The following is a 24,916-nucleotide window of genomic DNA, read 5'->3' as shown; positions in this document are numbered from 1 at the left end:
GGCGGGGATTTTTGGCTTTCTGACCAGCCGGCCGAACAGATGGGTGCCGCGACCGACACGGGCGACGAAACGCAGCGCCTGGCCGCGCGCTACCCGGCGCCAAGCTCGAGCGTTGCCGATACCCGGGCCACGGAGGCGGAACAGCCGGCGCGCTTTGTTCGAACCGAAGCGGTTGAACCGGTGGCGAATGAGAAGCCGGTGAGCGTGTTGCAGACCGTTGGCATGGACTCAAGCAAGCCCTGGAGCTTTGCTGATGCCAGCCGCGCGCGCCGCGCCATCGATGACATGCCGCAGCGCCGGCCAGAGGCCAGCATCACCGAGACGCCGCTGGCGACGCAGATCGGCATGGACGCGCGCAAGTCGGTCACGAACCCGGCAGCGCGTGGCGTGATGGCGGGCTTCGCCGGTTTGGGCCAGGTGGTCCCGGGCGCTGTGCAGGCTGGCGCCGATCTGGTGGGGGCCGATGGCGTTGCAGACGCGGCCGGCCGTGTGGCGCGCACCGGGCAGCAGCTTTCTGCACCGCTGGCGCCGGCGGGCGGCACCGACAAGCTGGTGTTCGACATTGCCAACAGCATCACCCAGACCGCTCCGACGTTGATCGTCGGCCTTGGTGGCGGACCTGCGATGACAGCCTTGTTCTCCCAGTCGGCGGCGCAGGAATATACCGCTGGCCGGTCCGCCGGTCTTGACGGTGGCACGGCCGCCGCGCGCGCGGGCATCATGGCCAGCGCCGAGGTGGTTGGCGAGCGCTTCGGCTTCGGCGAACAGCTGCGGATCCTGAAAGGCTTGGCCGGCAGAGTTCCGGTCGAAGAGCTGGCGCCCGTCTTCGCGCGCCAGATCATGAAGGAAGTGCCGGGCGAGCAGCTGACCACGCTGGTGCAGTTCCTGGGCGACAAGTACGGCCCAGGTGCACAGAACTCCGAGGCGGCGCTGGCCGCCTACTTGCAGCAGGCCGGCGAAACCCTGAAAGTGACCATCGGCCAGTCGGCGGTGATGGGTGGTGGCCCGGTGGCGATCAGTGCCGTGCGCAAGCAGTTCGAGCGACCTGTGGACCGCACGCCCCAGATCGAGGCCCTGCGCAAGGCCGGTGACGAAACCGCGGCATCCCTGCTGGAGCAGCGCCAGCAGAAGGATCAGGCCGCGTACAGCACCGAGCGCGAGGCCGAGGCCCTGGCGCAGATCAACCCCGACTTGGCCCAGCGGTACCGCGACGTGCGCCTGGCCGGCGCAAAGACCGGGGATGCTGTCGTGCAGACCGCGGCGCGCTGGAACTTCGAGCAGGCCGCGCAGATGGCCGGCTTGTCGCCCAAGGCGCAGGAGGCCATCGCAGCGAAGCTGGCCGAGGTTCCACCAGAGAAGGCTGCAGCGTTCGTGCAGAAGGCCGTGACCGGGCTGGTGAACGCTGGCATGGCCCAGCCGTTCGATGGAATGGACACACTGGCGCAAACCATCGAGACGCAGCGCGACCAGATGCTGGACAGCGTGCTGGGCGCCATGAGCGCGATTGAACAACTGGAGGCCCAGCAGGATGCAGCCCAAGACACCACCGCCATTCCAGAAGCCGCCGCCCAAGCCGTTGACACCGGAGCAACAGCGCCGGATCAACTGGGCAATGATCCTGCACTTGGAGGGACGGAGCCGGGGGATGCACTGAGCGACATCAACGACGTTCAGGTCACGCCGGAACTGGACGCTGTGCACGCCGCCGCTACCAGCCCGCTCAACGACCTGCCAGAACCGACCGAAGCGCAGAAGAAGGCCGGCAACTACAAGGTTGGGCGCATCCGCATGTCCGGCATGGACATCAGCATCGAGAACCCACAGGGCAGCGAGCGCCGAGGTGTTGCCCCCGACGGCAAGGAGTGGACAACGCCGATGCGCGACCACTACGGCTACTTCAAAGGCACGACGGCGGCCGATGGTGACAAGCTGGACGTGTTCATCAAGCCCGGCACGCCGCAGGACTACGACGGCACCGTGTTCGTGGTGGACCAGATCAACCCGAGCACCGGCAAGTTCGATGAGGCCAAGGTGGTGTTTGGCGCCGTCGACCAGGCGGAAGCCGAAGCGATCTACCGCCGCAACTACAGCGCCGACTGGAAGGGGTTCGGCGCCATCACCCAACTCCCCATGCCCGCCTTCAAAGCATGGGCCAAGAGCAACGCCACCCGCAATCCGCTGGGTGTTCTTCCCGCCGCCGATGTCCAAAACGCACCGCAACAGCCCGCCGGAACCCAAGCCCAAGCCGCGCCAGTTGAAGCGCGAGCGCCAGCGGGAGGCGATGCAGCCGCAGCCGCTGGAATTCCCGCAGAGACTGGAGCCGGTGATGTTCAAGCCGATGGGGTGAAACTCAAGGACGGTGCGCAGATCACGATTTCTCAGCAGCCGGCCCCGAAGGCATTCGGATCGCTGGTTCGCGGACAGTTCGGCGAACCAACCGCGCTGATCGCAACCAACGAAGCCGGCGAGGAAGTCGGGCGCCTGACGTTCATGCCGAACGGCGGCCCAATCGATTCGTTTGTGCGCGAGCAAGACCGCCGCCGCGGTGTCGGCACGGCCTTGTATGACGCACTGGAGGCGCGGGGCGGGAAGCTTCCGCCCGTGAGTTCTGGCATGGCGATCTCTGAAGATGCGCGCGCTTTGCGCAAGGCGCGAGAAGGCGCCATCGAAAGCCTGACCGACCGCCCGGACGGCACACTCGCCGTCAAGGGCGACACGAAGGCGCTGCGCGAGCGCCTGACCGCGGCCGGCATCCCTGCCCGCTCCATCCTTCCATCTGCTGCCGGCGTTGTCGTCGGTAAGACGCAGGCGCAGAAGGCGCGCACGCTGCTCACACCGCCTGAACAGGCCCTGGCCCAGGCTCAGACCATTGCAGAACCGGTGCCGAAGCTCAGCGCCCGCGAAGCCCAGGCAGAAGGCGAGAAAGCCCGTGAAGCCGCGAAGAAGGAAAAGCGCAAAGCTGCCAAACCTTCCCAACCATCAGGCCTGCGTGTCGGCATCACGCCAGCAAGCGCTGAGCCCGTGACGGTGCGCGACGGTGTCGTGTTCATCGGTGAGAGCGAGGCCATCGACTTCGAATCCGGCGACTCGGTGAAGATCAAGGACGGCGCGAGCAACGATGAGGTGGTGGCCGCGCTCAAGGCAGCAGGGGCACTGTCTCGCCGGCAGAAGGTGTTCTCACAGGGTAGCGCCACCGGCAACGATGGCACCTTCGACACTCAGAACCCAGACGTCCGGTTCGCGGTTGACGATGCCGGCAATGCTGGCGATACTGCCGCCCATGGACAACCAGACACCCGACCAGAAGCCCGAATTAACCTCGAGCTGCTGGGACGTGACATTGCCGCCTTCCTCAAAGTCCCCCAACGGGAGTTCGATGCGGTTCGTCCTTACGACGCCCGAGTTCTCCCAGGCGCAGCAGACCTCCAGAGAATCGCAGACGCCTTCGGATCAGAAGTCCAAGGATTCGGCATGCGAGTCGGTCTGGACGAAGCAGCGCGTGAACAGTACGGATTCTTCGGCGGGGTAAGGACCAGCGGCGTTCTGTTCCTGCGCGATCAGGGCAGCGACCGGCCGCACCTGGCGGTCCTCGGGCACGAACTGGCCCATGAGCTGCGATCCAAACAGCCCAAGCTGTACGACCAACTGGTTGACGCCATCACGCCCTATGTGGACGTGGCCAAGAACCAGACGAAGACCGACAAGCAGCAAGAAGAGTTCATGGGTGAAGTCCTGTCGGACGGATTCATGGACCCGGACTTCTGGCGCGCGCTGGGCCGGAAGAACCCGAGCCTGTTGCAGCACGTCGGTGATTTCGTCTTCGACATGATCGAGAAGGCCATGAAGGTGCTGGGCTACACCAAGCGCAGCGCCCCGTACTTGACCGACTACAAGGCCGTGATGCGGATTGCTGGCGAGGTCATGGCCGAATACGGCGTGACGCCGCGTGGTGCACGTGGCGACATGGCATTCAGCCGGCCCCTGACCGCCGAACTCTTCCGCCAAATGACCACGCCGATGCAGCGTGGCATGAAGACTACCGATCTGCAGAAGGCCATCGCCCCGGTGCTCAAGCGCTGGGAGAACGGGCCGAACGTCACGGTTGGGGCAACGACGAAGGACCTCCCAATGCCAGCCCCTGGCGACGTGCACGGTGTTTACTTCGGCGGCAATGTCTACCTCGTGGCGCAGAACATCCGCGACAAGTCCAATGCCATGAAGGTGCTGGCCCATGAGGCCATTGCCCACCACGGACTGCGCGAGATGCTGGGGAAAGACGACTGGAAGCGGTTCATGGGGAACATCCAGCTCGCCCTGAAGACTGGCAACAAGCCGCTGGCCGCAATCCGCAAGGACGTGCGCGCGGCATACGTGGACGACGCCGGCAAGTTCAACCTGTCCGAGATGCAGGAAGCCGACGAGATCGCCGCGAAGGTGGTCGAGCAGGCCGTGGACGCTGACGGCAATTTCCGCCCAGGCTTCGGGTTCGTGAAGTCGGTCTATGCGAAGGTGGTCGAGTTCCTGCGCTCCATCGGCATCGACGTGAAGATGACACATGCCGAGCTGCAGGGCGCGCTGGTGAATGCGCAGCGGTTCCTTGAGGTTGGAAAGAAGGCGGACGGCGCGCGCAATGCGCAGGAGCCGGTGTACATGCGAAGTGATGCGAAAATTCAACCATCCTCAGAAACCCTGGCAGCACTTCGTGAAAAACATGGTGACCTCGAATCAGCATTCCAAGCCGCTACCGGCTATGGATTCGACGCGCTCACCGAGTCCGAAGCGCGATACCTCGCCAACTTCAAGCCGGCTGAGTCCGTCCGAGATCGCATCCTTGCGGAAGGACGCAACAGAGGCGAGCGCAAAGATCAGGGAACTGTTGGCGGCGTAGCGTTCAGTCGCACAGCCAAAGTCCCGGCATCCATCGAAGCCGAGAAGGCCACTGGCGCCACGAAGCCGGCACAGGCCGAGATGTTCCAGCCCGGGTTCTGGGACGTGCTGCAGGAAACACGGCTTGACGATGTGATCTACGAGCTGCAGGACGGTCGGATCGACCTCAAGCGCGTGCAGGAAACCATCGCCAAGGCCAACGCCATCCCAGAGAAGTTCGACGCCCGTCTGGCCGAGACGCTGTACCCGGGCCGCGTGGCAACACGCTCCGAGCGCTTCCTGAACGACGAGGCCAAGCCGCTGCTGGAGGCCATGGCGCGCAACAACGTGACCATGGATGAGCTGGCCGACTACCTGCACGCACGGCACGCCGAAGAGCGGAACAAGCAGATCGCCAAGGTGAACCCGGACTTGCCAGACGGTGGCGCCGGCAAGAACAGCAAGGGCGTGCTGATGACCACCGCCGCGGCGAAGGCGCACATGGCCGGCCTGTCCGACTCCAAGCGCATGGTGCTGGACGCCATGGCCAAGCGGGTAGACACGATCACGGCCGGCACGAGCAAGCTTCTGGTGGACGAAGGTCTGGAGAAACAGGAAACCATCGACGCATGGAACGGGGCGTACCAGAAGTACGTGCCGCTGTTCCGCGACGAAGCCGAGAACGGAAACCCGCACCCGACCGGTGGCGGCATGAGCGTGCGCGGCAGTTCGAGCAAGCGCGCGGTTGGCTCGACCAAGAAGGCGACGAACATCCTGGCGCACGTGCTGATGCAACGCGAAGCGGCGATCACCCGGGCGGAGAAGAACCGCGTGGCGGTGGCGCTGTACGGCCTGGCCCTGACGAACCCGAACCCGGACTTCTGGACCACGATCCGACCCGGCATGAGCCCGGAAGCCATCGGCCAGGAGCTGCAGCGCATGGGCGTTGACCCGACCGTGGCCGAGGCTGGCATGCAGGGTGTGCCGACGATCAAGACGGTGGACCCGGTGCTGGGCCGCGTGGTGAGCCGGCCGAACCCGATCTACAAGAGCCTGCCCGGGGCCATCGTGCTCAAGGTGAACGGCGAAGACCGGGTGCTGATGGTCAACGTGAACGACCCGCGGGGCCTGCGCATGGCGGAGAACCTGAAGAACCTCGACGGCCTGACGAAACTGGACATCGCAGGATCCTTGATCGGCAAACTCACCCGCTGGATGGCCAGCGTGAACACGCAGTACAACCCGGCCTTCGGTCTGGTGAACCTGACGCGCGACACGCTGGGCGGCGCGATCAACCTGAGCAGCACGAAGCTGCGCGGCAAGACCTTGAAGGTGCTGGCGCTGACGCCGGGCGCGCTCAAGGGTATCGGGCTGGAGCTGTCGGGCAAGGACAGCGGCGAGTGGGGCCGGCTGTTCCGCCAGTTCCAGGCGGACGGCGGGCAGACCGGCTACCGCGAGCAGTTCAAAGACGCCAACGACCGGGCCAAGAAGCTGGAAGCCGAGCTCAAGGCGCTGGAGAAGGCCGGCAAGCTGACCGCGGACAAGGTGGCCGGCAAGGTGCTGGGCGCGCTGGACATCTTCAACACGACCCTGGAGAACGCCGTTCGCCTGGCAGCCTACCGCGAGGCGCTGCTGGAGGGCATGAGCCGGCCGGAAGCCGCGCGCCTTGGGCGGGAACTGACGGTGGACTTCAACCGCAAGGGCCGCATGGGCCGCGAGCTGGGCCCGCTGTACGCCTTCTTCAACGCATCTGTGCAGGGCCAGGCACGAACGCTGCAGACCCTGGCCGGCCCGGCTGGCGCCAAGATCATCGCTGGCGGTGTGTCGTTGGGCGTGCTGCAGGCGATCATGCTGCTGGCGGCCGGCTACGACGATGACGAAATTCCGGAATTCGTGAAGACCCGGGCGTTCATCATCCCGCTGGGCAAGAACGAAGACGGCGAGAAGAAGTACTTGACGATCCCGCTGCCGCTGGGCCTGCATGTGCTGCCGAACACCGGGCGCGTGCTGACCGAACTGACGCTGGATGGTGGAAAGGATGTCGGCTCAAAGCTGTTCTCGGCCGTCGGCGAGATTGCCGGCGCCTTCAACCCGCTGGGTGGCGGCAACGTGTTCACCGCCGACGGCGCGCTGCGCACCGTGGCGCCGACCGTGGTCGATCCGATCATCGAACTGGGCTTCAACAAGAACTTCGCCGGCGCACCGATCGAGCGCGAGGGCTACGGCAACGACCCGCGGCCTGGCTTCGAGCGCGCCCGAGAGGGAACGCTGCGCACGTCGACCGGGCAGGCCTATCTGGAGATCAGCCGCATCTTGAACAAGGTCAGCGGTGGCGACGAGTTCGAAGCCGGCAAGATCAGCCCGACACCAGAGCGTGTGCGCTACCTGGCCCAGGTGGTTGGCGGCGGCCTGCTGCGCGAGGTCGAGAAGATGGTGAACACCAGCGTCGACCTGGCCAAGGGCAACGAAACCAAGTCCACGGGCTACCCGGTGTTTGGCCGCTTCTACGGACAGACCGACGATGCATCGGTGCAGCGCGGGCGGTACTACGACAACCTGGCCGCCATCGAAAAGGCCGAGAAGCTGATCAAGGCGGCCGAGAAGAAGGGCGATCTGGACGCAGCCGACCGCATCGAGCAAGCCCGGCCAGAGGCGGAACTGAAGAAGGAGAAGAACCGGGCGGTCCGGGATCTGCGCGAACTCAACAACGAGGCCATGGCCACCGTTGGCGACCACGAGGCCATGAAGCAACTGGACGAAGAACGCACCGAGGTCATGCGCGAGCTGAACCAGTATGCGGCCGAGGTGGACCAGCCACGCAAGGATGCCACGCTGGGCGCGAAGGTGCGCCAAGGGATGGCCGACATGCTGCCCTGATCATTCCCCCAACGTCAGGAAATAGATGCCCGCTGCTCTTCGGAGTGGCGGGCTTTATTTTTTGCATCCTGCGGATTTGGCGCCAACGATGCGCCAAGTGATGCGCCTACAGCTATTGATCCTATAGCGTGAATGCTGGTGCCCGGGGCCGGAATCGAACCGGCACGCCATCTCTGGCGGGGGATTTTGAGTCCCCTGCGTCTACCAATTTCACCACCCGGGCTGGAATCTGGGAGACGGAAATTATGGCACAGTGCGGCGTATGAACTACCCAACGATCGAAGACGCCATCGGCAAAACGCCGCTGGTGGCGCTGCAGCGGATTGGCGCGACGGAGAATCAGGCCCGGGGCAATGTGGTGCTGGGCAAGCTCGAAGGCAACAATCCGGCCGGCTCCGTGAAAGACCGGCCCGCGGTGTCCATGATCCGGCGCGCCGAGGAGCGCGGTGAAATCAAACCCGGCGACACCCTGATCGAGGCCACCTCGGGCAACACCGGCATCGCGCTGGCCATGGCGGCGGCCATCAAGGGCTACCGCATGGTGCTGATCATGCCGGAGGACCTGTCGATCGAGCGCGCCCAGACCATGAAGGCGTTTGGCGCCGAGCTGCTGCTCACGCCCAAGAGCGGCGGCATGGAGTACGCGCGCGACCTGGCCGACAAGATGGAGAAAGAGGGCAAGGGCCGGGTGCTCGACCAGTTCGCCAACGCCGACAATCCGCGCGTGCACTACGAGACCACCGGCCCCGAGCTGTGGGAGCAGACCGGCGGGCGCATCACGCACTTCGTCAGCGCCATGGGCACCACCGGCACCATCACCGGCGTCTCGCGTTTCCTGAAGGAAAAGAACCCCGCCATCCGCATCGTCGGCGCGCAGCCCAGCGAGGGTTCGCGCATCCCCGGCATCCGCAAGTGGCCGACCGAATACCTGCCCAAGATCTACGACCCGAGCGCGGTGGACGAGCTGGTCTACGTGAGCCAGTCCGATGCCGAAGAAATGTGCCGCCGCCTGGCGCGCGAAGAGGGCATCTTCGGTGGCATTTCCGCCGCCGGCGCCTGCTGGGTGGCCCAGCAGATCGCGCAGCAGGTGGAGCACGCCACCATCGTTTTCGTGGTCTGTGACCGGGGCGACCGCTACCTGTCCACCGGCGTGTTCCCCGCATAACATGACGCTCGCCCCGAAGTGCTTGCGGCGCCTTCCCCTGGGGCGACACCAGCCGTCCGTCCTGAGCTTGTCGAAGGGCGGCCCGGCGGTGTCCACGGTTAGGGGCCTTGGCTATCCGGGGAGGGGCCTGATCGCATGACGACAGACTTCCGCTTTTGCCCGGCTTGTGCCACCCCGCTGCGGCTCACGGGCGCCGAGGAGGACGGCGGTTTCAAGGAGCGGCTGCGTTGCCCCGCCTGCGACTTCACGCACTGGAACAACCCCACGCCGGTGCTGGCGGCCATCGTTGAGCTGCAGGGCCGTGTCCTGCTGGCGCGCAACGCCGCCTGGCAACACCGCATGTTTGGCCTGATCACCGGGTTCATGGAAGCCGGCGAGACGCCCGAGGAAGGGATACGGCGCGAGATCGCCGAAGAAACCAGCCTGGACGTGACCGAGCTGCGGTTGGTGGGGGTGCACGATTTCCAGCGCATGAACCAGATCATCATCACCTACCACGCCGTGGCCCAGGGCGAGGTCCGGCTTTCGCCCGAGCTGGTGGAGTACCGGCTGCTGGCCCCCGAGCAGGTCAAATGCTGGCACGCCGGTACCGGCCTGGCGCTGGCCGACTGGCTGCGCAGCCGGGGCATCGAGCCAGCGTTCATGGATTGGCCACCGCCCGACACCACCACCGCGCCGGTCGATCGGGCCGACTGAAACACCGCGGGCCACGCGCCCGCGCCGTCCCGGCGGGCCGTGGCGCGGCTTAGAATCAGCGATCCAGAGGAACCCCCCATGCACGCCGACAAAGAACTTGATGCCCGTGGCCTGAATTGCCCGTTGCCCATTCTGAAGGCCAAGAAGGCCCTGGCCGACATGCACAGCGGTCAGGTGCTGCGCGTGATTTCCACCGACGCTGGATCGGTGCGCGATTTCCAGGCCTTCGCCAAGCAGACCGGCAACGAGCTGCTGGAGCAGCAGACGGTGGGTGGTGATCACTTCACCTTGATCAAACGCCGCTGAGCCGCCTGCGGCTCCCCCGGACCGCACCCCACGCACCGCCCTGCGCCATGGACGTCCTGCTGGTTGATCCCCTGGTCCCCGAAGCGCTGACCTGGCTGCAGGAGCGCCACGACGTCAGCTACCGGCCCGAGCTGGGCGACGACCCGATCAAGCTGCGCACGCACACCTACAAAACGCGTGCCATCGTGCTGCCGCCGCACGTGGTGGTGTCCCGCGAGTTCCTCGATTTTTCACCCAAGCTGCTGCTGATCGCGCGCATGCAGATCTCCAGCGACAACACCGACCTCGAAGCCTGCGCCCGGCGCCAGGTGCGGGTGGTCCAGGCGCGCAGCGCCACGGTGCGCTCCAACGCTGAATACCTGCTCTACGGCCTGCTCATGCTCTACCGCCGCGGCATGATCAGCGCGCTGCTGGGCCGCCAGCTCGCGCAGGTGCGCATGGGGCGCGAGCTCGCCGGCAGCACGGTGGGCCTGCTGGGGCTGGCGCCGGTGGCGCACGTCCTGGCGCCCATGCTCAAGGCGATGGGCGTGCGCCTGCTGGGCTACGACCCGGCTGTGCACCACGCCGCGCCGATCTGGGACAAGATCGGGGTGGAGCCGGTCACCCTGCCGGAGCTGTTGTCGCGCTCGGACGCGGTGTCCTTGCAGGTGGTGTACGCCGTGCGCTTTCGGGGCTGGCTCAATGACCATGTGCTGAACCATTGCAAGCCCGGCCAGCTCTGGGTGGGCGTGAGCCGCAGTTCCCTGTTCGACCCCGCGGCGCTGGCCCATGCCCTGACCGATGGCCGCATCGATGCCTGCCTGCTCGATGGGGCGAACCCGAACTTCGCCGCCGAAGGCTCGCCGCTGTTCGGCATTCCCAACCTGCACCTGACGCCGCGCCTGGGCTCACACACACGCGAGGCCAAGTTGCGCTCCAGCTGGTACGTGGCCCACCGCGTGCATGAAACGCTCACGCCTTCGACCACCCGTGGCGACCCCGGCATCCGGGCCAGCGACTTCGGCCTGCTGGACAGCCTGGACATCGCGGGAAACGACGATCCCCATTCGGTCTCGCCCTCGCAGTGGGGCTCATTCGAACCGCCCCGGCGATGAAGTCGCGCCGCCGGGCGGCGGCGCAGACTGTCCCGTTTTTCAGGCCCCGAGCCGCGCCAGTTGCTCGCGCACCTTGCCCAACGTGGCGCCGAAGTCGGCCACGCGCTTCTTCTCCTGCTCCAGCACCGCGGCCGGCGCCTTGGCCACGAAGGCTTCGTTGGCGAGCTTGGCCGTCGCCTTCGCGATCTCGCCTTCCAGCCGGGTGGCTTCCTTGGTCAGACGGGCCTTCTCGGCGGCCACGTCGATCTCCATGAACAGGCACAGGCGCGCCTCGCCCACCACGGCCACGGGTGCAGCCTGAGCCGCCGCGGCCCAGGCGGCCTCGTCGGTGAAGACCTTGACTTCGCTCAGCTTGGCCAGGCCCTGGAGCACCGCAGCGTTGGCCTGCATGAAGGCGGTGTCGCCCAGCACGTACAGCGGCAGTCGCGTGGCGGGTGACACGTTCATCTCGCCGCGCAGGGTGCGGCAGGCGTCCACCAAGCCCTTGAGCTTGGCCACGGCCGCTTCGGCGGTTTGATCGATGCGCTCGGGCTGGCTCACCGGGTAGGCCGCCACGCTCACCGACTCGCCGGCGCGGCCCGCCACGGGCGCGACCTTCTGCCACAGTTCTTCGGTGATGAACGGGATGACCGGGTGCGCCAGGCGCAGGATGGTCTCCAGCGTGCGGATCAGGGTGCGGCGCGTGGCGCGTTGCTGCGCCTCGTTGCCGGTGTTGATCTGCACCTTGGCGATCTCCAGGTACCAGTCGCAGAACTCGTTCCAGACGAAGTCGTAGACCGTGTTGGCCACGTTGTCCAGCCGGTACTCGGCGAAGCCCTGGGCCACCTCGGCCTCCACGCGCTGCAGCTTGGAGACGATCCAGCGGTCGGCGGGGCTGAAGCTCAGGTAGCCGTGGGCCGAGCCACCCACGGCGCAGTCGGCCTGGGTGTGCTCCAGCAGGCCGCAGTCCTGGCCCTCGCAGTTCATCAGCGTGAAGCGCGTGGCGTTCCAGAGCTTGTTGCAGAAGTTGCGGTAGCCCTCGCAGCGCTTGCTGTCGAAGTTGATGCTGCGGCCCAGCGAGGCCAGCGCGGCGAAGGTAAAGCGCAGCGCGTCCGCGCCGTAGGCCGGGATGCCGTCGGGGAATTCCTTTTCGGTCTGCTTGCGCACCTTGGGGGCGGTCTCTGGCTTGCGCAGGCCGGTCGTGCGTTTGTCCAGCAGCGGTGCGAGCGCGATGCCGTCGATCAGGTCCACCGGGTCCAGCACGTTGCCTTCGCTCTTGCTCATCTTCTGGCCCTGCGCGTCGCGCACCAGGCCGTGGATGTAGACGTGTTTGAACGGCACGCGGCCGGTGAAGTGCGTCGTCATCATGATCATCCGGGCCACCCAGAAGAAGATGATGTCGTAGCCCGTGACCAGCACGGTGCTGGGCAGGTACAGGTTGTAGTCGTCGGTGGCGGCGCTGCCTTGTTCGGGCCAGCCCATGGTGGAGAAGGGCACGAGCGCCGAGGAGTACCAGGTGTCCAGCACGTCGGGGTCTCGCGTGAGCGTCTTGCCGGTGCCGGCCAGGGCTTGCGCTTCGGCTTCGTTATGTGCCACGTAGACCTGGCCCTGCTCGTCGTACCAGGCCGGGATCTGGTGGCCCCACCAGAGCTGGCGGCTGATGCACCAGTCCTGGATGTTGTTCATCCACTGGTTGTAGGTGTTGACCCAGTTCTCCGGCACGAAGGTCACCTCGCCCGACTGCACGGCGGCAATGGCCTTGTCGGCGATCGAGGTACCGCTGGTGTTGTGTTCATTGCCTTTGGAGGTCATGGCCACGAACCACTGGTCCGTCAGCATGGGCTCGATCACCTGGCCGGTGCGCGCGCAGCGCGGCACCATGAGCTTGTGTTTCTTGGTCTCGACCAGCAGGCCGGCGGCTTCGAGGTCGGCCACCACGGCCTTGCGCGCCACGAATCGGTCCAGGCCGCGGTACTTCTCGGGCGCGTTGTCGTTGATGGTGGCGTTGAGCGCCAGCACGCCGATGATGGGCAACTGGTGGCGCTGGCCGACCGCGTAGTCGTTGGCGTCGTGCGCGGGCGTGACCTTGACCACGCCGGTGCCGAATTCGCGGTCCACATAGGCGTCGGCGATCACGGGAATCTCACGGTCGCACAGTGGCAGCTTCACGTACTGGCCGATCAGCGCGCTGTAGCGCTCGTCCTCGGGGTGAACCATCACGGCCACGTCACCCAGCAGGGTTTCGGGGCGGGTGGTGGCCACGGTCAGGTGACCGCTGCCGTTGACCAGCGGGTAGGCAATGTGCCAGAGCGAGCCGTCTTCCTCTTCACTCTCCACTTCCAGGTCGGACACGGCCGACATCAGCACCGGGTCCCAGTTCACCAGGCGCTTGCCACGGTAGATCAGGCCCTGCTGGTACAGCTTCACGAAGGTGTCGGTGACGACCTTGCTGAGCTTCTCGTCCATGGTGAAGTACTCGCGGCTCCAGTCCACGGAATCGCCCATGCGGCGCATCTGCGTGGTGATGGTGTTGCCGCTTTCTTCCTTCCATTCCCAGACCTTGGCGACGAAGTTCTTGCGCGCTTCGGCGGGCGTGGGGCCCATGTCGTGGCGGCTGATGCCTTTTTCCTGCAGCTGGCGCTCCACCACGATCTGCGTGGCGATGCCTGCGTGGTCAGTGCCCGGCACCCAGACCGTGTTGGCGCCGCTCATGCGGTGGTAGCGCGTGAGGCTGTCCATGATGGTCTGGTTGAAGGCGTGGCCCATGTGCAGCGTGCCGGTCACGTTGGGCGGCGGCAGCTGGATGGCGAAGGACGGCGCGCCTTCCCTGGGCGCGCCCGTGCCGCGGTAGCCCGCCACGCCGTGGCCCTGCTGTTCCCAGAACGGCCCCCAGTGGGCCTCGATGGCCGCGGGTTCAAAGGATTTGGACAGGCTGTTGAGGCCGGGTTGATCGGGGGTGTTTGACATGCTGGTTCCGGGGGAGGGTTGCCGCGCCGGGCATGGCCCATGGAAGGCAGGGCCAGGCGGCGGAACCCCCGATTTTACGGGCCCGCCCGCGCTGCCACCGGGCACGCGCTGGCACTGTCAGACTTCAGCGCGCCGGTCCGGCTGGGGCTGAGCCATCGGGCAGAATGGCCCGCTTGTGGCACCGGCCCGCTGGCCGCGCCGCGCACACCCGGGAGACACACGATGAAGAAGGCTGGAATCGCTCTGTTGCTGCTGCTGGCGCTGCTGGTGGTGTATCTGCTGCTCTGGCCGGTGCCGATCGCTGCGGCGAGCTGGGCGCCCCTGGCGCCTCCGGGTTACCAGGGCGCGCATGCGGCGAACACCCGGCTGGCCGGTCTGCGCCTGATCGACCTGGGGGGCGAGGAAGGCCCCGAGCACGTGCGGATCGGCCCCGACGGTCGGCTCTACACCACCGTGGTCAGTGGCAAGGTGCTGCGCATGGCCCCCGATGGCTCGGACCTGCAGACGCACGTGAACACCGGCGGCCGGGTGCTGGGCTTCGATTTCGACCGCGAGGGCCGCCTGATCGCGGCCGATGCCATGCGCGGGCTGCTGCGCATCGGCGCCGGTGGCGAGGTCCAGGTGTTGAGCGACCGGCTGGGCGAGGACCCGATCCGCTACGCCGACGCGGTGGTGGTCAGCCGCGACCCGGCCGCGCCGCAGCAGATGTTCTTCACCGACGCCTCCACCCGCTTTGGCGCGCGCGAGTGGGGCGGCACCTTCGAGGCCAGCGTGCTCGACATCCTGGAGCAGTCGGCCACCGGCCGGGTGCTGGTCTACGGCGACGCCGATGGCCGCACCGCGCTGGTGGCCAAGGGCCTGTCGTTCGCCAACGGCATCGCGCTCTCGGCCGATGAGCAGACCCTGTTCGTCGCCGAAACCGGGCGCTACCGCATCTGGGCCATTCCCGCCTCGGCGCGCGGTCTGGACCTCAGCGGCGGCCCCACGGGCGGCGCACGCATCCTGCTCGACAACCTGCCGGGCTACCCCGACAACCTGATGCGCGGCGACGCCGGCCGCCTCTGGGTGGGCCTGGTCAAACCCCGCAACCCGGTGATCGACAACATGGCGGCCAAGCCCTGGCTGCGCGAGATGACGCTGCGCCTGCCGCGCTCGCTGTGGCCCGTGCCCAAGGCCTACGGCCACGTGGCGGCATTCACCGAGGACGGTCGCATCGTGGCCGACTGGCAGGACCCCTCGGGCCAGTACCCGGACACCACGGCCGTGACCGAAACGGCCGACCGGGTCTACATCCAGAGCCTGCACGCCCACAGCCTGGGCTGGATGCCGCGCCCGTCCACGCTGCCCTGAAGGCCCTGCCGCTTGGCGCTCAGGCGGTGGCCGGCGGTAACTGGCGCGCCGCTTCGATGCACTCGCGCAGCACGCGCGCTTCGCCCACCTGGTTGGCCAGCAGCAGGATGAGCCGGGCGTTGAACAGCTCGGCCTCTTCGCGGCTCAGGCCCGCGTGGGCATCGAGCAGCTGTTCGTAGAAAGCGTCGGCGTCCTGGAAATGGGGGTTCTGTTTCATGGGGTGTCTCCGCGCAGGCCCAGGGAGCGCTCAATGGCCGACACCAGGTGGCTGTCGACCGATTCGCCGGTGGCGGCCAGGTAGCCGTCGGGCCGCACCAGCGCCCAGGCGTGGCCGAACACATGGCAGGCCCCCTGCAGATGGCCCTGCGGGTCGCGCACATGTTCGAGCACCTGGGCCGGGGCGTCGGGGCCGAGCACCTGCACGCTGCGCACGGGGGAGTCGAAACACAGGCGGCGCAGGCGTTGCAGGGCCGCCGCCGACACGTCGCCAAACACCAGCACCAGCAGATCGCCCACGGCCCAGTCGAGCAGGTCGTTCACGCAGCCGTGGCCGCCGTCGGCCCAGGCAAAACGCACGTTCTGCACCGACAGGCCGGCCCCGCCTCCGGGCGCGTAGGTGCAGGCGCTGGAATGGCTGTAGGGGTTGGCCACCGCCATGCGGCCGGTGTTGATGAGCGAGCGGGCAAACGGAAACTGCCGGGCCAGACCGATCGCGGCCTGGCGGAACAGGCGCTCGGCGCCGTCGGCCGGGCGCAGGAACCGCGCGGTGCGGTTGGTCACGCACACGTTCTGCTGCGCGGCTTCCAGCCGCTCGTCGTTGTAGCTCGTCAGCAGCGAGGCGTCGGCCTTGCCGCGCAGCACGGCGGCGAGTTTCCAGGCCAGGTTGTCCGCATCGGCCACGCCGGTGTTGCCGCCGCGCGCGCCAAACGGGCTCACCACCTTGGCCGAATCGCCCATCAGGAAGACCCGGCCGTGGCGCATGGCGTGCACGCATTCGCTGCGGTAGGCGTAGGGGCCGACCCAGACGATCTCCACCGCCGCGTCGGGGCCGAACTGGCGCGCCAGCCGCTCGCGCACGGCCGATTCGCGGCTCACCACCTCGGGGTCGCTGTCGGGCGCCATCTGGTAGTCGATGCGCCAGACGTCGTCGGCCATCAGGTGCTGCCAGACCGCGCGGTTCTCGTTGAACGGCGCTTCAATCCAGGTGTGGCGTTCCACCGGCGGGTGCCTGGAAAAGCGCACGTCGGCGATGCACCAGCGGTCGTCGCCCCGGCGCGAATCGAACGGCACCTGCAGCCACTGGCGCAGCGGGCTGTGCGAGCCCGTGGCGTCGATCACGTGTTCGGCTTCGATGCGGTAGCTGCCGGCGGGGGTTTCCACCGTGAGCGTGGCGCAGTCCTCGTTCTGCTCGAACCCCACCAGCCGGTTCTTCCAGCGCAGCTCCACGTGGCCGAGCTCCTGGATGCGCTCGACCAGGAAGCCCTCGATGTAGAACTGCTGGATGTTGATGAACGGCGGCTGGCGCGAGAGGTGGAAGCTGCCTTGCTGGCGCAGGTCGAAGCTGTAGACCTCGTCGGCGCCGGCGAAGGTGCGGCCCACGCTCCACTGCACCCCCTTGGCCGCGATGCGCTCGTAGATGCCCAGGCGCTCGAAGATCTCCAGCGACTTCTGCGTGTAGCAGATGCCGCGCGATGAAGCGCCCTTGACGCCCACCGTGTTGTCCTCGTCGATCAGCACCGCGCGCACGCCCAGGCGCGCCAGCGCACACGCCATGGTCAGCCCGGTGATGCCGCCCCCGGCGATCACCACCGGGTGGCGCACCGTGGTGCCGCTGTGCAGCTCGGGCGGCGGCACGAACGGGTACTCCGGCAGCTCGTACCCGGTGCCGCTGGTGTACTGATAACCGTTGGTGTGGGCCGCTTCCCGGTAGGCCAGGGTCGTGCTGTTCATGGGTGGGCTCCGGCCTCAGTTGGGGGTGTGGGCGCGCGCCGCCACCTCGGGGCGGTCGTTCTGCTGCGGCTTGAGCGGTGCGCTGGTCTTGCCCTCGGCGCGCTCGCGGCGCCACTGTTCCTTGCGCGCGTTCCATGCGGCCAGTCGGGCGTGGGCGGTCTTGCTGTCTTCCAGCATCTCGAACGCGTTGGCCAGCTGGGCAGTGAGTTCCAGCCGGATGCCGTTGGGGTCGAAGAAGTAGATGCTCTTGAAGATGTGGTGGTCGGTCACGCCCAGCACCTCGATGCCGCTGGCCTCCAGGCGGGTCTTGGTGTTCTCCAGCTCTTCGACCGTATCGACGCGAAAGCTGATGTGGTTGACCCACTTGGGCGTGTTCGGGCTGGGCAGGGCGGCCTCGTCGTCGCCGAGGTCGAAGAAGGCGATGAACGAACCGTCCTGCAGGCGGAAGAAGAAGTGCGTGTAGGGGCAGTACTCGCCGGTGCTGGGCACGAAGTCGCTCTGGATGATGTGGTAGAGCGGCAGGCCCAGGATGTCTTCGTAGAAGTGGCGCGTTTCTTCGGCGTCGCGCGCGCGGTAGGCGTAGTGGTGAAGCTGCTGGATGGGGGCCGGCGGGGGCAAGGGGGTGACGGTGGTCATGGCGGTCTCCTGATATTCACCTATGTGTAATTGATTTAACCCATCGAAATTCTAGAGGGGTGGTGAAGTGCTGTCAGTTTGAGGGTTTCCGGTGGCGCTGTCGATGATGTTGAGAATTGTTATCAAAGCTATCGCCTTCATAGATACAAACAATATGTCACATAGCCCAGAACAATTAGACGGTCTCTTGCAAGGGGCGTAAGGTTTGCCGGTCCCATCGGGCCTGGCCTGATCCTGGCCTTCCGCTGGGCGTTTCTTCAACCACGACCAGGAGATACCCCATGGCTGCATTGAAAGGTTCAAAAACCGAGCAGTGCCTGAAAGACGCCTTCGCCGGCGAATCCCAGGCCAACCGCCGTTACCTGTACTTCGCGAACAAGGCCGACGTGGAAGGCCAGAACGACGTGGCGGCCCTGTTCCGCTCGACCGCCGAAGGCGAAACCGGCCACGCGCACGGCCACCTGGAGTTTCTGGAGCAGTCGGGCGACCCGGCCACCGGACTGCCCATCGGCCCCACACGCCAGAACCTGGAATCGGCCGTGGCCGGCGAAACCCACGAGTACACCGACATGTACCCGGGCATGGCCAAGACCGCGCGCGAAGAAGGTTTCGACGAAATCGCCGACTGGTTCGAGACCCTGGCCAAGGCGGAGCGCTCGCACGCGAACCGCTACACCAAGGCGCTGAATGAATTGGTGGATTGACGGTCTGAAACACCCCCGCCGCGCTGCGCGCGACCCCCTCAAGGGGGCAACGCTGGCGGCCCGGCGGAGCCGGTTCCGCGGCGTTCTGGGACTTCTCTCCGGACGCCGTTTTTGAAAGCGTTTTTAATTTTTCGAGCGCTTTCAAAAACCCACGATCCAACCCGCACAGACGAGGAGAAGAGACATGGCGACCGAAGGCAACCTGCAGGCACCGACGCGGCATGCGCTCGACTGGACGGGGCCCGACTTTTACGATGAAGGAAAGTGCTTTGTCGAGTTGGAGCGCATCTTCGACATCTGCCACGGTTGCCGGCGCTGTGTGAGTCTGTGCGGCGCGTTTCCCACCCTGTTCGATCTGGTCGACGAGAGTTCGACCCAGGAGGTGGACGGTGTCGCCAAGTCCGATTACTGGAAGGTGGTGGACCAGTGCTACATGTGCGACCTGTGCTACATGACCAAGTGCCCGTACACGCCGCCGCACGAATGGAACGTGGACTTCCCGCACACCATGCTGCGCGCCAAGGCCATCAAGTTCAAGCAGGGTGGGGTGAAGCTGGCCGAGCGTTTCCTTGCCTCCACCGACGTGCACGGTCAGTTCGCCGGCATTCCCGTCGTGGTGCAGGTGGCCAACGCGGTGAACAAGACCAAGGCCATGCGCAGCGTCATGGAAAGCGTGGCCGGGGTGGACAAGAACGCCTGGCTGCCCGAGCTGGCCACGAAAAAATTCCGCTCCGGCACGCCGCAGGCCACTTCGTCCAACGTGGTCGATGGCGAAAAGACACCGGGCAAGGTGGCGATCTTTTCCACCTGCTACATCAACTACAACGAACCCGGCATCGGTCTCGATCTGCTCAAGATCCTGAACCACAACGGCATCCCGTACGTGATCGTCGAAAAGGAAAAATGCTGCGGCATGCCCAAGCTGGAGCTGGGTGATCTGGACTCGGTGCAGGCCAGCAAGGAAGCCAACATTCCGGTGCTGGCGAAGTACGCGAAAGACGGCTACGCCATCCTCGCCGCGGTGCCGAGCTGCGCACTGATGTTCAAGCAGGAGATCCCGCTCATGTTCCCGGGCGACGCCGACGTGCAGCTCGTGAAGGAGCACCTGTGGGACCCGTTCGAATACCTCATGGCGCGCAAGCGCGACGGTCTCTTGAAGACCGAATTCCCGCAGCCGCTGGGCAACGTGAGCTACCAGATCCCCTGCCACGGCCGGGTGCAGAACATCGGCCGCAAGACCGAGGAGATGTTCAAGATGATTCCCGGCACCACGCTCAACACCATCGAGCGCTGCTCGGGGCACGCCGGCACCTTCGGCGTGAAGAAGGCCCACCACCAGCAGGCCATGAAAATCGGCAAACCGGTGTTCAAGGCCATGGCCACCATGAAGGACGGCGCCCAACCCGACTTCATCAGCTCCGACTGTCCGCTCGGCGGTCACCACATCGCCCAGGGGTTTGAAGTCAACGGCCTGGGCGCGCCGGAGCTGCAGCACCCGCTGTCGCTGGTCGCGCGCGCCTACGGCCTGAAGTAAGTGAAACGGGGTCAGATCCCCATTCAGGACAACGGCGCCATCGGAGAAAAAAGACATGCAACTCACCGGACACATCACCACCGACAGCCTCATGAGCCTGGAGGCCTACAGCAAGTGGCGCAAGGCCCACAAGCCTGAGGTCATCGCCCACCGCAAGCTGCGCAGCGTGCAGCTGGGCGAACACATCAACCTGCAGTTCGAGAGCGAGACCACCATCCGCTACCAGATCCAGGAGATGCTGCGCATCGAAAAGATCTTCGAGGAAGAGGGCATCCAGCAGGAGATCGAGGCCTATGCGCCGCTGGTGCCCGATGGCAGCAACTGGAAGGCCACGGTGATGATCGAGTACACCGACGCCAACGAGCGCAAGCGCGAGCTGGCCCGCCTGATCGGCGTGGAAGACCGCTTGTTCGTCGAGGTCGACGGCCAGGCCCGTGTCTACGCCATCGCCGACGAAGACCTGGACCGCGAGAACGACGAAAAGACCTCGGCCGTGCACTTCGTGCGCTTCGAGCTCACGCCCCCCATGTGCGCCACCGTCAAGGCCGGTGGCGCCGTCAAACTGGGTTGCGACCACACCCACTACCCGGCCCACACCCAGATCCCCATGGAAACCCTGGCCAGCCTGGCGGGTGACCTGAAGTAAACCGCCCCGTTGACGATAATCGGGCTTCCTGCGGGAAGCCCTTTTTTGTTTCCAGCCCGCCGCACACCCCCACCATGCTGTTCCTCATTTCCCCCGCCAAGGCCCTCGACTACGAGACGCCGGCCCACATTGCCACGCACACCCAGCCGCTGTTCGTGAAGCAGTCGTCCGAGCTCATCGAGGTGTTGCGCGACAAGTCGCCGCAACAGATCGCCGATCTCATGAGCCTGTCGGACCAGCTCTCGGGCCTGAACGCGGCGCGTTACCAGGCCTGGGTGCCGAAATTCACCGCGAAAAATTCCAAACAGGCGGTGCTGGCGTTTGACGGCGACGTGTACGGGGGCCTGGACGCCAAGAGCCTGGGCGAGGCCGAACTCGACTGGCTGCAGCAGCACCTGTGCATCCTCAGTGGCCTCTACGGCGTGTTGCGCCCGCTGGACCGCATGCAACCCTACCGGTTGGAGATGGGCACGCGCCTCGTCACACCCCGGGGCAAGAACCTCTACCAGTTCTGGGGCAGCCAGATCGCCGACTACCTGAACCAGCGCGCCCGGGCCGACAAGAGCCCGGTGGTGATCAACCTGGCGAGCGAAGAGTATTTCAAGGCGGTGGACCGCCGCGCGCTGCAGCCGCGCGTGGTCAGCTGCGTGTTCGAGGAGCGCAAGGTCGACGGCTACCAGATCGTCAGTTTCTTCGCCAAGCGCGCACGCGGCCTGATGGTGCGCTACGCGGTGAAGCACCGCCTGAGCACGCCCGAGCAGCTCAAGGCGTTTGACCTGGAGGGTTACCGTTTCGTGCCCGCCGCGTCCGAGGCCGACCGGCTGGTGTTCCGCCGCGACCAGAAGGCATGAGCGTCCGAGCGCTCGAAGCAACGCCATGAGCCAGCAGTCCATCACCCCCGAGTTGCGCCAGTGGGTCGCCGAGCAGATCCGCCTCGGTCACCTGCCCGAAGCGGTGATCGAGGCCATGGTCCAGGCCGGTTGGAAAGAGGACCTGGCCACGTCGGCGCTGGACGGCGCGCTGCAGACCCGGCGCGCGCGGGCCCCGAACTCTGCCGCGCTGGCAGCGGGCCCGGCGAGCGGCGCGGGCGAACGCATGCCCGGGCTGGACCTCACGCAGTCGCCGCGCCGCATCGACGCCGGCGACCGCTGGGTGGATGTGATTGCGACGTTGGGCCTGCCGCGCGTGGTGCTGCTCGGCGGTCTGCTGAGCGCCGAGGAGTGCGATGCGCTGGTGGAGGCCGCGCGGCCCCGTCTGGCGCGCTCGCTCACCGTGGAGACGCGCACCGGCGGCGAAGAGCTCAACCCCGACCGCACCAGCCACGGCATGTTCTTCAACCGGGGCGAGGGCGAACTGGTGACCCGCATCGAGCAGCGCATCGCGCGCCTGCTGCGCTGGCCGCTGGAAAACGGCGAAGGCATCCAGGTGCTGCAGTACCGCCCCGGGGCCGAATACAAGCCGCACTACGACTATTTCGACCCCGTCGAACCGGGCACGCCGACCATCCTCAAACGGGGCGGGCAGCGCGTGGCCACGCTGCTGATGTACCTCAACGAGCCCACGCGGGGCGGTGGCACCATCTTTCCGGACGTGGGCCTGGAGGTGGCGCCGGTGCGTGGCAACGCGGTGTTTTTCAGCTACGACCGGCCGCACCCGGCCACCCGCACCCTGCACGGTGGCGCACCGGTGATCGAGGGCGAGAAGTGGGTGGCCACCAAATGGCTGCGCGAGCGCGAGTTCGTGTGAAACACCCCCGCAGCGCCTGCGGCGCTTCTCCCCTCAAGGGGGCAACACCAGCGGCCCGGCAAAGCCGGTTCCGCGGTGTTCCCGGGTTGGCGCCGCTTCGTGCGTCGCCGATCGGCTTCAATATGGAAGACATTTGAAATGAACCAGAACTCCCCCGAACACTCCCAACTCGGCAAGGCCTCGGCCTACATTGACCAGTACGACGCTTCGCTGCTGTTCCCTCTGCCGCGCGAACCCAAGCGGCGCGAGATTGGTATCAGCGGCAGCGTGCCTTTTCTCGGCGCCGATCTCTGGACCGCGTTCGAGCTGAGCTGGCTCAACCCCAAGGGCAAGCCGCAGGTGGCGCTGGCGCACATCACTGTGCCTTGCGAGAGCACGCACATCGTCGAGAGCAAGTCGTTCAAGCTCTACCTCAACAGCTTCAACAACACGGTGTTTGCCAGCGCGGACGCGGTGCGCGACCGCATCCGCGCGGACGTGAGCGCGGCCATCTGGCACGGTGGGCCGGTGCAGGCCAGCGCCGGTGTGCGGGTGCTGCTGCCCGAGCTGTTCGATTGCGAACCGGTGCACGAACTCGACGGCCTGTGCATTGACCGGCTGGACGTGGAGTGCAGCCGGTACCAGCCCGCGCCCGAGCTGCTCACGGCCGCGTTCGACGAAAAACCGGTGGAAGAGACCCTGGTCAGCGACCTGCTCAAGAGCAACTGCCTGGTCACGGGCCAGCCCGACTGGGGCAGCGTGCAGATCCGCTACAGCGGTCCGCAGATCGACCAGGCCGGCCTGTTGCAGTACATCGTGAGTTTCCGCAACCACAACGAATTCCACGAGCAGTGCGTCGAACGCATTTACATGGACATCATGGCGCGCTGCAAACCCGCCAAGCTCCTGGTGTACGCGCGCTACACACGCCGCGGCGGGCTCGACATCAACCCCTGGCGCGCCAGCCATCCGCAACTGCCGCCGGCCAACGTGCGCACCGCGCGGCAGTGAGGCCGGTCAGATCCGCCGCCGGGCCGTCCCAAGGCGGATCAGCCCCCTCGGGGGGCAGCGACCCGCGCAGCGGCGGAGCGTGGGGGTCACAGATCCGCCGCCGGGCCGTCCCAAGGCGGATCAGCCCCCTCGGGGGGGCAGCGACCCGCGCAGCGGCGGAGCGTGGGGGCTCATCAGGCGCGGTTGAAGCCTTCGAGCAGGTTCACCGCGTTGGTGCCCACCGCGTCCACCGCGTAGCCGCCTTCGAAGGTGAACACCGTGGGCAGACCGGCGCCGGCCAGCGCCTCGCCCACGGTGAAGTAATCGCTGCTTTGCAGCGTGAAGCCCGAGATCGGGTCGCCCTCGAAGGTGTCCAGGCCCATGGGCACCACCAGCGCATCGGCGTTGAAGGCCTTCACCGCGTCCAGCGCCTGGCCCAGCGCGGCGCGCCAGGTGGCGAAGTGGGTGCCGCGCGGCAGCGGCAGGTTGAGGTTGAAGCCTTCACCGGCCCCGGTGCCGCGTTCGTCCGCATGGCCGAGGAAGAAGGGGTATTCGGTGGCGGGGTCGCCGTGAATCGAGACCGTGAGCACATCCGCGCGCTCGTAGAAGATGGTCTGCGTGCCGTTGCCGTGGTGGTAGTCCACGTCCAGCACCGCCACGCGCTGCTGGCCGCCATCCCGCAGCGCCTGAGCGGCAATGGCCGCGTTGTTCAGGAAACAGTAGCCGCCCAGGAAGTCCGGCCCGGCGTGGTGGCCCGGCGGGCGAGTGAGCGCGAACGCCACACGTGCACCGCCCAGCACCTCGTGCGCCGCGGCCAGCGCGCAGGCCGCGCCGCCACGCGCCGCGGCCCAGGTGCCGGCCATCAGCGGCGAGCCCGAGTCGAAGGCAAACAGGCCCAGGCGCGCCGCGAAGTTTTGCGGCAGCACGTCGTTGCGAAAACCGTGGCGGTTGCCCAGCGGCCACACCGAGGGCAGGGCGTCGCGCTGCACGTTCGCCGGGTCCATGGCCACCCACTCGTCCCAGGCGCTGGCGAGGAACCGTGTGTAGCGCGCGCTGTGCACGCGGGCAATGGCGGCGTCCAGCGTGGCCTCGTCAACCAATGGGGTGTCCAGCGCACCCAGCGGGCGGCGCTGCAGTTCGGCCAATACGAAGTCCAGCCGTGCGGGCACTTCGTGACAAGGCACCATGCGGCCGCGGAACATCTCCTGCTGGCCCTGGTGCAGGGCGTGGTGGGGGTTGTGGAAGGTCTTCATGGGGGATGTGGCGGGGTGTGGAGGGCGGCGCAGTGCTTCTGGTTGCGCAGTCGGGCGTGTCGCAAGTGGCGATGGCAATGTACATCGACCCGTGTGCCCGCCGGGTGTCGCGGTAAGGGTTTGTCCTGAGCGGTTGGACAGCGAAGTGACAGCTTGCGGCCAGATCATTCCCCTGTCC

17 protein-coding genes and 1 tRNA gene are annotated in these 24,916 nt (G+C 66.6%); 12 read left to right on the top strand and 6 right to left on the bottom strand.

All coding sequences use genetic code 11. The annotated features are described in order from the left end of the window. Nucleotides 1-39 precede the first annotated feature (39 nt). Nucleotides 40-7,743 (top strand): LPD38 domain-containing protein, encoded by a 7,704-nt coding sequence (locus AC07YZ_RS16850; RefSeq protein WP_494795539.1) that lies wholly within the window; start codon nucleotides 40-42, stop codon nucleotides 7,741-7,743. A 136-nt stretch (nucleotides 7,744-7,879) separates the two neighbouring features. Here AC07YZ_RS16850 and AC07YZ_RS16845 read toward each other — a convergent pair. Next, nucleotides 7,880-7,966: transfer RNA gene (locus AC07YZ_RS16845), tRNA-Leu, on the bottom strand. 39 nt (nucleotides 7,967-8,005) lie between these two features. On the opposite strand from AC07YZ_RS16845, the gene cysM reads away from it, so the two are divergent. From cysM to AC07YZ_RS16825, 4 genes are all read left to right on the top strand, one after another. Further along, nucleotides 8,006-8,908, top strand: coding sequence for a cysteine synthase CysM (gene cysM / locus AC07YZ_RS16840; protein WP_226491653.1), 903 nt, complete (start codon nucleotides 8,006-8,008; stop codon nucleotides 8,906-8,908). Nucleotides 8,909-9,043: 135 nt separating this feature from the next. Next, nucleotides 9,044-9,604, top strand: coding sequence for an NUDIX domain-containing protein (locus AC07YZ_RS16835; RefSeq protein ID WP_226491654.1), 561 nt, complete (start codon nucleotides 9,044-9,046; stop codon nucleotides 9,602-9,604). A gap of 78 nt (nucleotides 9,605-9,682) precedes the next feature. After that, complete coding sequence (locus tag AC07YZ_RS16830) at nucleotides 9,683-9,910, top strand: sulfurtransferase TusA family protein (protein WP_226491655.1); 228 nt, start codon at nucleotides 9,683-9,685, stop codon at nucleotides 9,908-9,910. 47 nt (nucleotides 9,911-9,957) lie between these two features. Further along, nucleotides 9,958-11,004: an NAD(P)-dependent oxidoreductase gene (locus AC07YZ_RS16825; RefSeq protein WP_226491656.1), complete on the top strand. Its 1,047-nt coding sequence runs from the start codon at nucleotides 9,958-9,960 to the stop codon at nucleotides 11,002-11,004. A gap of 39 nt (nucleotides 11,005-11,043) precedes the next feature. Here the strand turns inward: AC07YZ_RS16825 and AC07YZ_RS16820 are convergent, their stop codons facing one another. Continuing rightward, nucleotides 11,044-13,950, bottom strand: a complete 2,907-nt coding sequence (locus AC07YZ_RS16820; RefSeq protein ID WP_494795538.1) for a valine--tRNA ligase — start codon at nucleotides 13,948-13,950, stop codon at nucleotides 11,044-11,046. A 222-nt stretch (nucleotides 13,951-14,172) separates the two neighbouring features. Here AC07YZ_RS16820 and AC07YZ_RS16815 point away from each other — a divergent pair, with 222 nt between their 5' ends. Beyond that, complete coding sequence (locus AC07YZ_RS16815) at nucleotides 14,173-15,300, top strand: SMP-30/gluconolactonase/LRE family protein (protein WP_494795537.1); 1,128 nt, start codon at nucleotides 14,173-14,175, stop codon at nucleotides 15,298-15,300. Nucleotides 15,301-15,319: 19 nt separating this feature from the next. On the opposite strand, the gene AC07YZ_RS16810 is transcribed toward AC07YZ_RS16815, so the two are convergent. The 3 genes from AC07YZ_RS16810 to AC07YZ_RS16800 are packed head-to-tail and all read right to left on the bottom strand — an operon-like array spanning nucleotide 15,320 to nucleotide 17,886. Further along, the gene (locus AC07YZ_RS16810) at nucleotides 15,320-15,517 is read right to left on the bottom strand and encodes a DUF2783 domain-containing protein (protein WP_226491659.1); all 198 of its coding nucleotides are present in this window, start codon (nucleotides 15,515-15,517) and stop codon (nucleotides 15,320-15,322) included. Next, nucleotides 15,514-17,250: an FAD-dependent oxidoreductase gene (locus AC07YZ_RS16805; RefSeq protein ID WP_494795536.1), complete on the bottom strand. Its 1,737-nt coding sequence runs from the start codon at nucleotides 17,248-17,250 to the stop codon at nucleotides 15,514-15,516. The genes AC07YZ_RS16810 and AC07YZ_RS16805 overlap by 4 nt, the downstream gene beginning before the upstream one ends. A 15-nt stretch (nucleotides 17,251-17,265) precedes the next feature. Further along, complete coding sequence (locus AC07YZ_RS16800) at nucleotides 17,266-17,886, bottom strand: VOC family protein (protein WP_226491661.1); 621 nt, start codon at nucleotides 17,884-17,886, stop codon at nucleotides 17,266-17,268. Nucleotides 17,887-18,167: 281 nt separating this feature from the next. Here AC07YZ_RS16800 and AC07YZ_RS16795 point away from each other — a divergent pair, with 281 nt between their 5' ends. From AC07YZ_RS16795 to queF, 6 genes are all read left to right on the top strand, one after another. Then, nucleotides 18,168-18,590 carry a rubrerythrin family protein gene (locus AC07YZ_RS16795; protein ID WP_068176239.1) on the top strand — a complete coding sequence of 141 codons (423 nt, stop codon included), beginning with the start codon at nucleotides 18,168-18,170 and terminating at the stop codon, nucleotides 18,588-18,590. Nucleotides 18,591-18,774: 184 nt separating this feature from the next. Next, on the top strand, nucleotides 18,775-20,124 hold the full coding sequence (locus tag AC07YZ_RS16790) for a (Fe-S)-binding protein (protein WP_494795535.1): 1,350 nt from the start codon (nucleotides 18,775-18,777) through the stop codon (nucleotides 20,122-20,124). Between the two features lie 55 nt (nucleotides 20,125-20,179). Further along, nucleotides 20,180-20,770: a DUF3501 family protein gene (locus tag AC07YZ_RS16785; RefSeq protein ID WP_494795534.1), complete on the top strand. Its 591-nt coding sequence runs from the start codon at nucleotides 20,180-20,182 to the stop codon at nucleotides 20,768-20,770. Between the two features lie 74 nt (nucleotides 20,771-20,844). Then, a complete protein-coding gene (gene yaaA, locus AC07YZ_RS16780; protein ID WP_494795533.1) occupies nucleotides 20,845-21,621 on the top strand; it encodes a peroxide stress protein YaaA in 777 nt (258 codons plus the stop codon). Between the two features lie 25 nt (nucleotides 21,622-21,646). Next, complete coding sequence (locus AC07YZ_RS16775; protein WP_226491666.1) at nucleotides 21,647-22,516, top strand: 2OG-Fe(II) oxygenase; 870 nt, start codon at nucleotides 21,647-21,649, stop codon at nucleotides 22,514-22,516. A gap of 138 nt (nucleotides 22,517-22,654) precedes the next feature. Continuing rightward, on the top strand, nucleotides 22,655-23,506 hold the full coding sequence (gene queF / locus AC07YZ_RS16770; protein WP_226491667.1) for an NADPH-dependent 7-cyano-7-deazaguanine reductase QueF: 852 nt from the start codon (nucleotides 22,655-22,657) through the stop codon (nucleotides 23,504-23,506). 173 nt (nucleotides 23,507-23,679) lie between these two features. Here the strand turns inward: queF and AC07YZ_RS16765 are convergent, their stop codons facing one another. Beyond that, nucleotides 23,680-24,738 (bottom strand): histone deacetylase family protein, encoded by a 1,059-nt coding sequence (locus AC07YZ_RS16765; RefSeq protein WP_494795532.1) that lies wholly within the window; start codon nucleotides 24,736-24,738, stop codon nucleotides 23,680-23,682. Nucleotides 24,739-24,916: the final 178 nt, after the last annotated feature.

Source organism: Hydrogenophaga sp. GW101-3F08, from assembly GCF_059424585.1.
Note: the sequence above shows the minus strand (reverse complement) of the source record. Positions and strands in the feature narration are given on the sequence as shown.

Excerpts from the sequence above, each read along its gene's own strand:
- AC07YZ_RS16850 (WP_494795539.1), top strand. The coding sequence starts at position 40 with ATGGGTGCCGCGACCGACACGGGCGACGAAACGCAGCGCCTGGCCGCG.
- cysM (WP_226491653.1), top strand. The coding sequence starts at position 8,006 with ATGAACTACCCAACGATCGAAGACGCCATCGGCAAAACGCCGCTGGTG.
- AC07YZ_RS16835 (WP_226491654.1), top strand. The coding sequence starts at position 9,044 with ATGACGACAGACTTCCGCTTTTGCCCGGCTTGTGCCACCCCGCTGCGG.
- AC07YZ_RS16830 (WP_226491655.1), top strand. The coding sequence starts at position 9,683 with ATGCACGCCGACAAAGAACTTGATGCCCGTGGCCTGAATTGCCCGTTG.
- AC07YZ_RS16825 (WP_226491656.1), top strand. The coding sequence starts at position 9,958 with ATGGACGTCCTGCTGGTTGATCCCCTGGTCCCCGAAGCGCTGACCTGG.
- AC07YZ_RS16820 (WP_494795538.1), bottom strand. The coding sequence starts at position 13,950 with ATGTCAAACACCCCCGATCAACCCGGCCTCAACAGCCTGTCCAAATCC.
- AC07YZ_RS16815 (WP_494795537.1), top strand. The coding sequence starts at position 14,173 with ATGAAGAAGGCTGGAATCGCTCTGTTGCTGCTGCTGGCGCTGCTGGTG.
- AC07YZ_RS16810 (WP_226491659.1), bottom strand. The coding sequence starts at position 15,517 with ATGAAACAGAACCCCCATTTCCAGGACGCCGACGCTTTCTACGAACAG.
- AC07YZ_RS16805 (WP_494795536.1), bottom strand. The coding sequence starts at position 17,250 with ATGAACAGCACGACCCTGGCCTACCGGGAAGCGGCCCACACCAACGGT.
- AC07YZ_RS16800 (WP_226491661.1), bottom strand. The coding sequence starts at position 17,886 with ATGACCACCGTCACCCCCTTGCCCCCGCCGGCCCCCATCCAGCAGCTT.
- AC07YZ_RS16795 (WP_068176239.1), top strand. The coding sequence starts at position 18,168 with ATGGCTGCATTGAAAGGTTCAAAAACCGAGCAGTGCCTGAAAGACGCC.
- AC07YZ_RS16790 (WP_494795535.1), top strand. The coding sequence starts at position 18,775 with ATGGCGACCGAAGGCAACCTGCAGGCACCGACGCGGCATGCGCTCGAC.
- AC07YZ_RS16785 (WP_494795534.1), top strand. The coding sequence starts at position 20,180 with ATGCAACTCACCGGACACATCACCACCGACAGCCTCATGAGCCTGGAG.
- yaaA (WP_494795533.1), top strand. The coding sequence starts at position 20,845 with ATGCTGTTCCTCATTTCCCCCGCCAAGGCCCTCGACTACGAGACGCCG.
- AC07YZ_RS16775 (WP_226491666.1), top strand. The coding sequence starts at position 21,647 with ATGAGCCAGCAGTCCATCACCCCCGAGTTGCGCCAGTGGGTCGCCGAG.
- queF (WP_226491667.1), top strand. The coding sequence starts at position 22,655 with ATGAACCAGAACTCCCCCGAACACTCCCAACTCGGCAAGGCCTCGGCC.
- AC07YZ_RS16765 (WP_494795532.1), bottom strand. The coding sequence starts at position 24,738 with ATGAAGACCTTCCACAACCCCCACCACGCCCTGCACCAGGGCCAGCAG.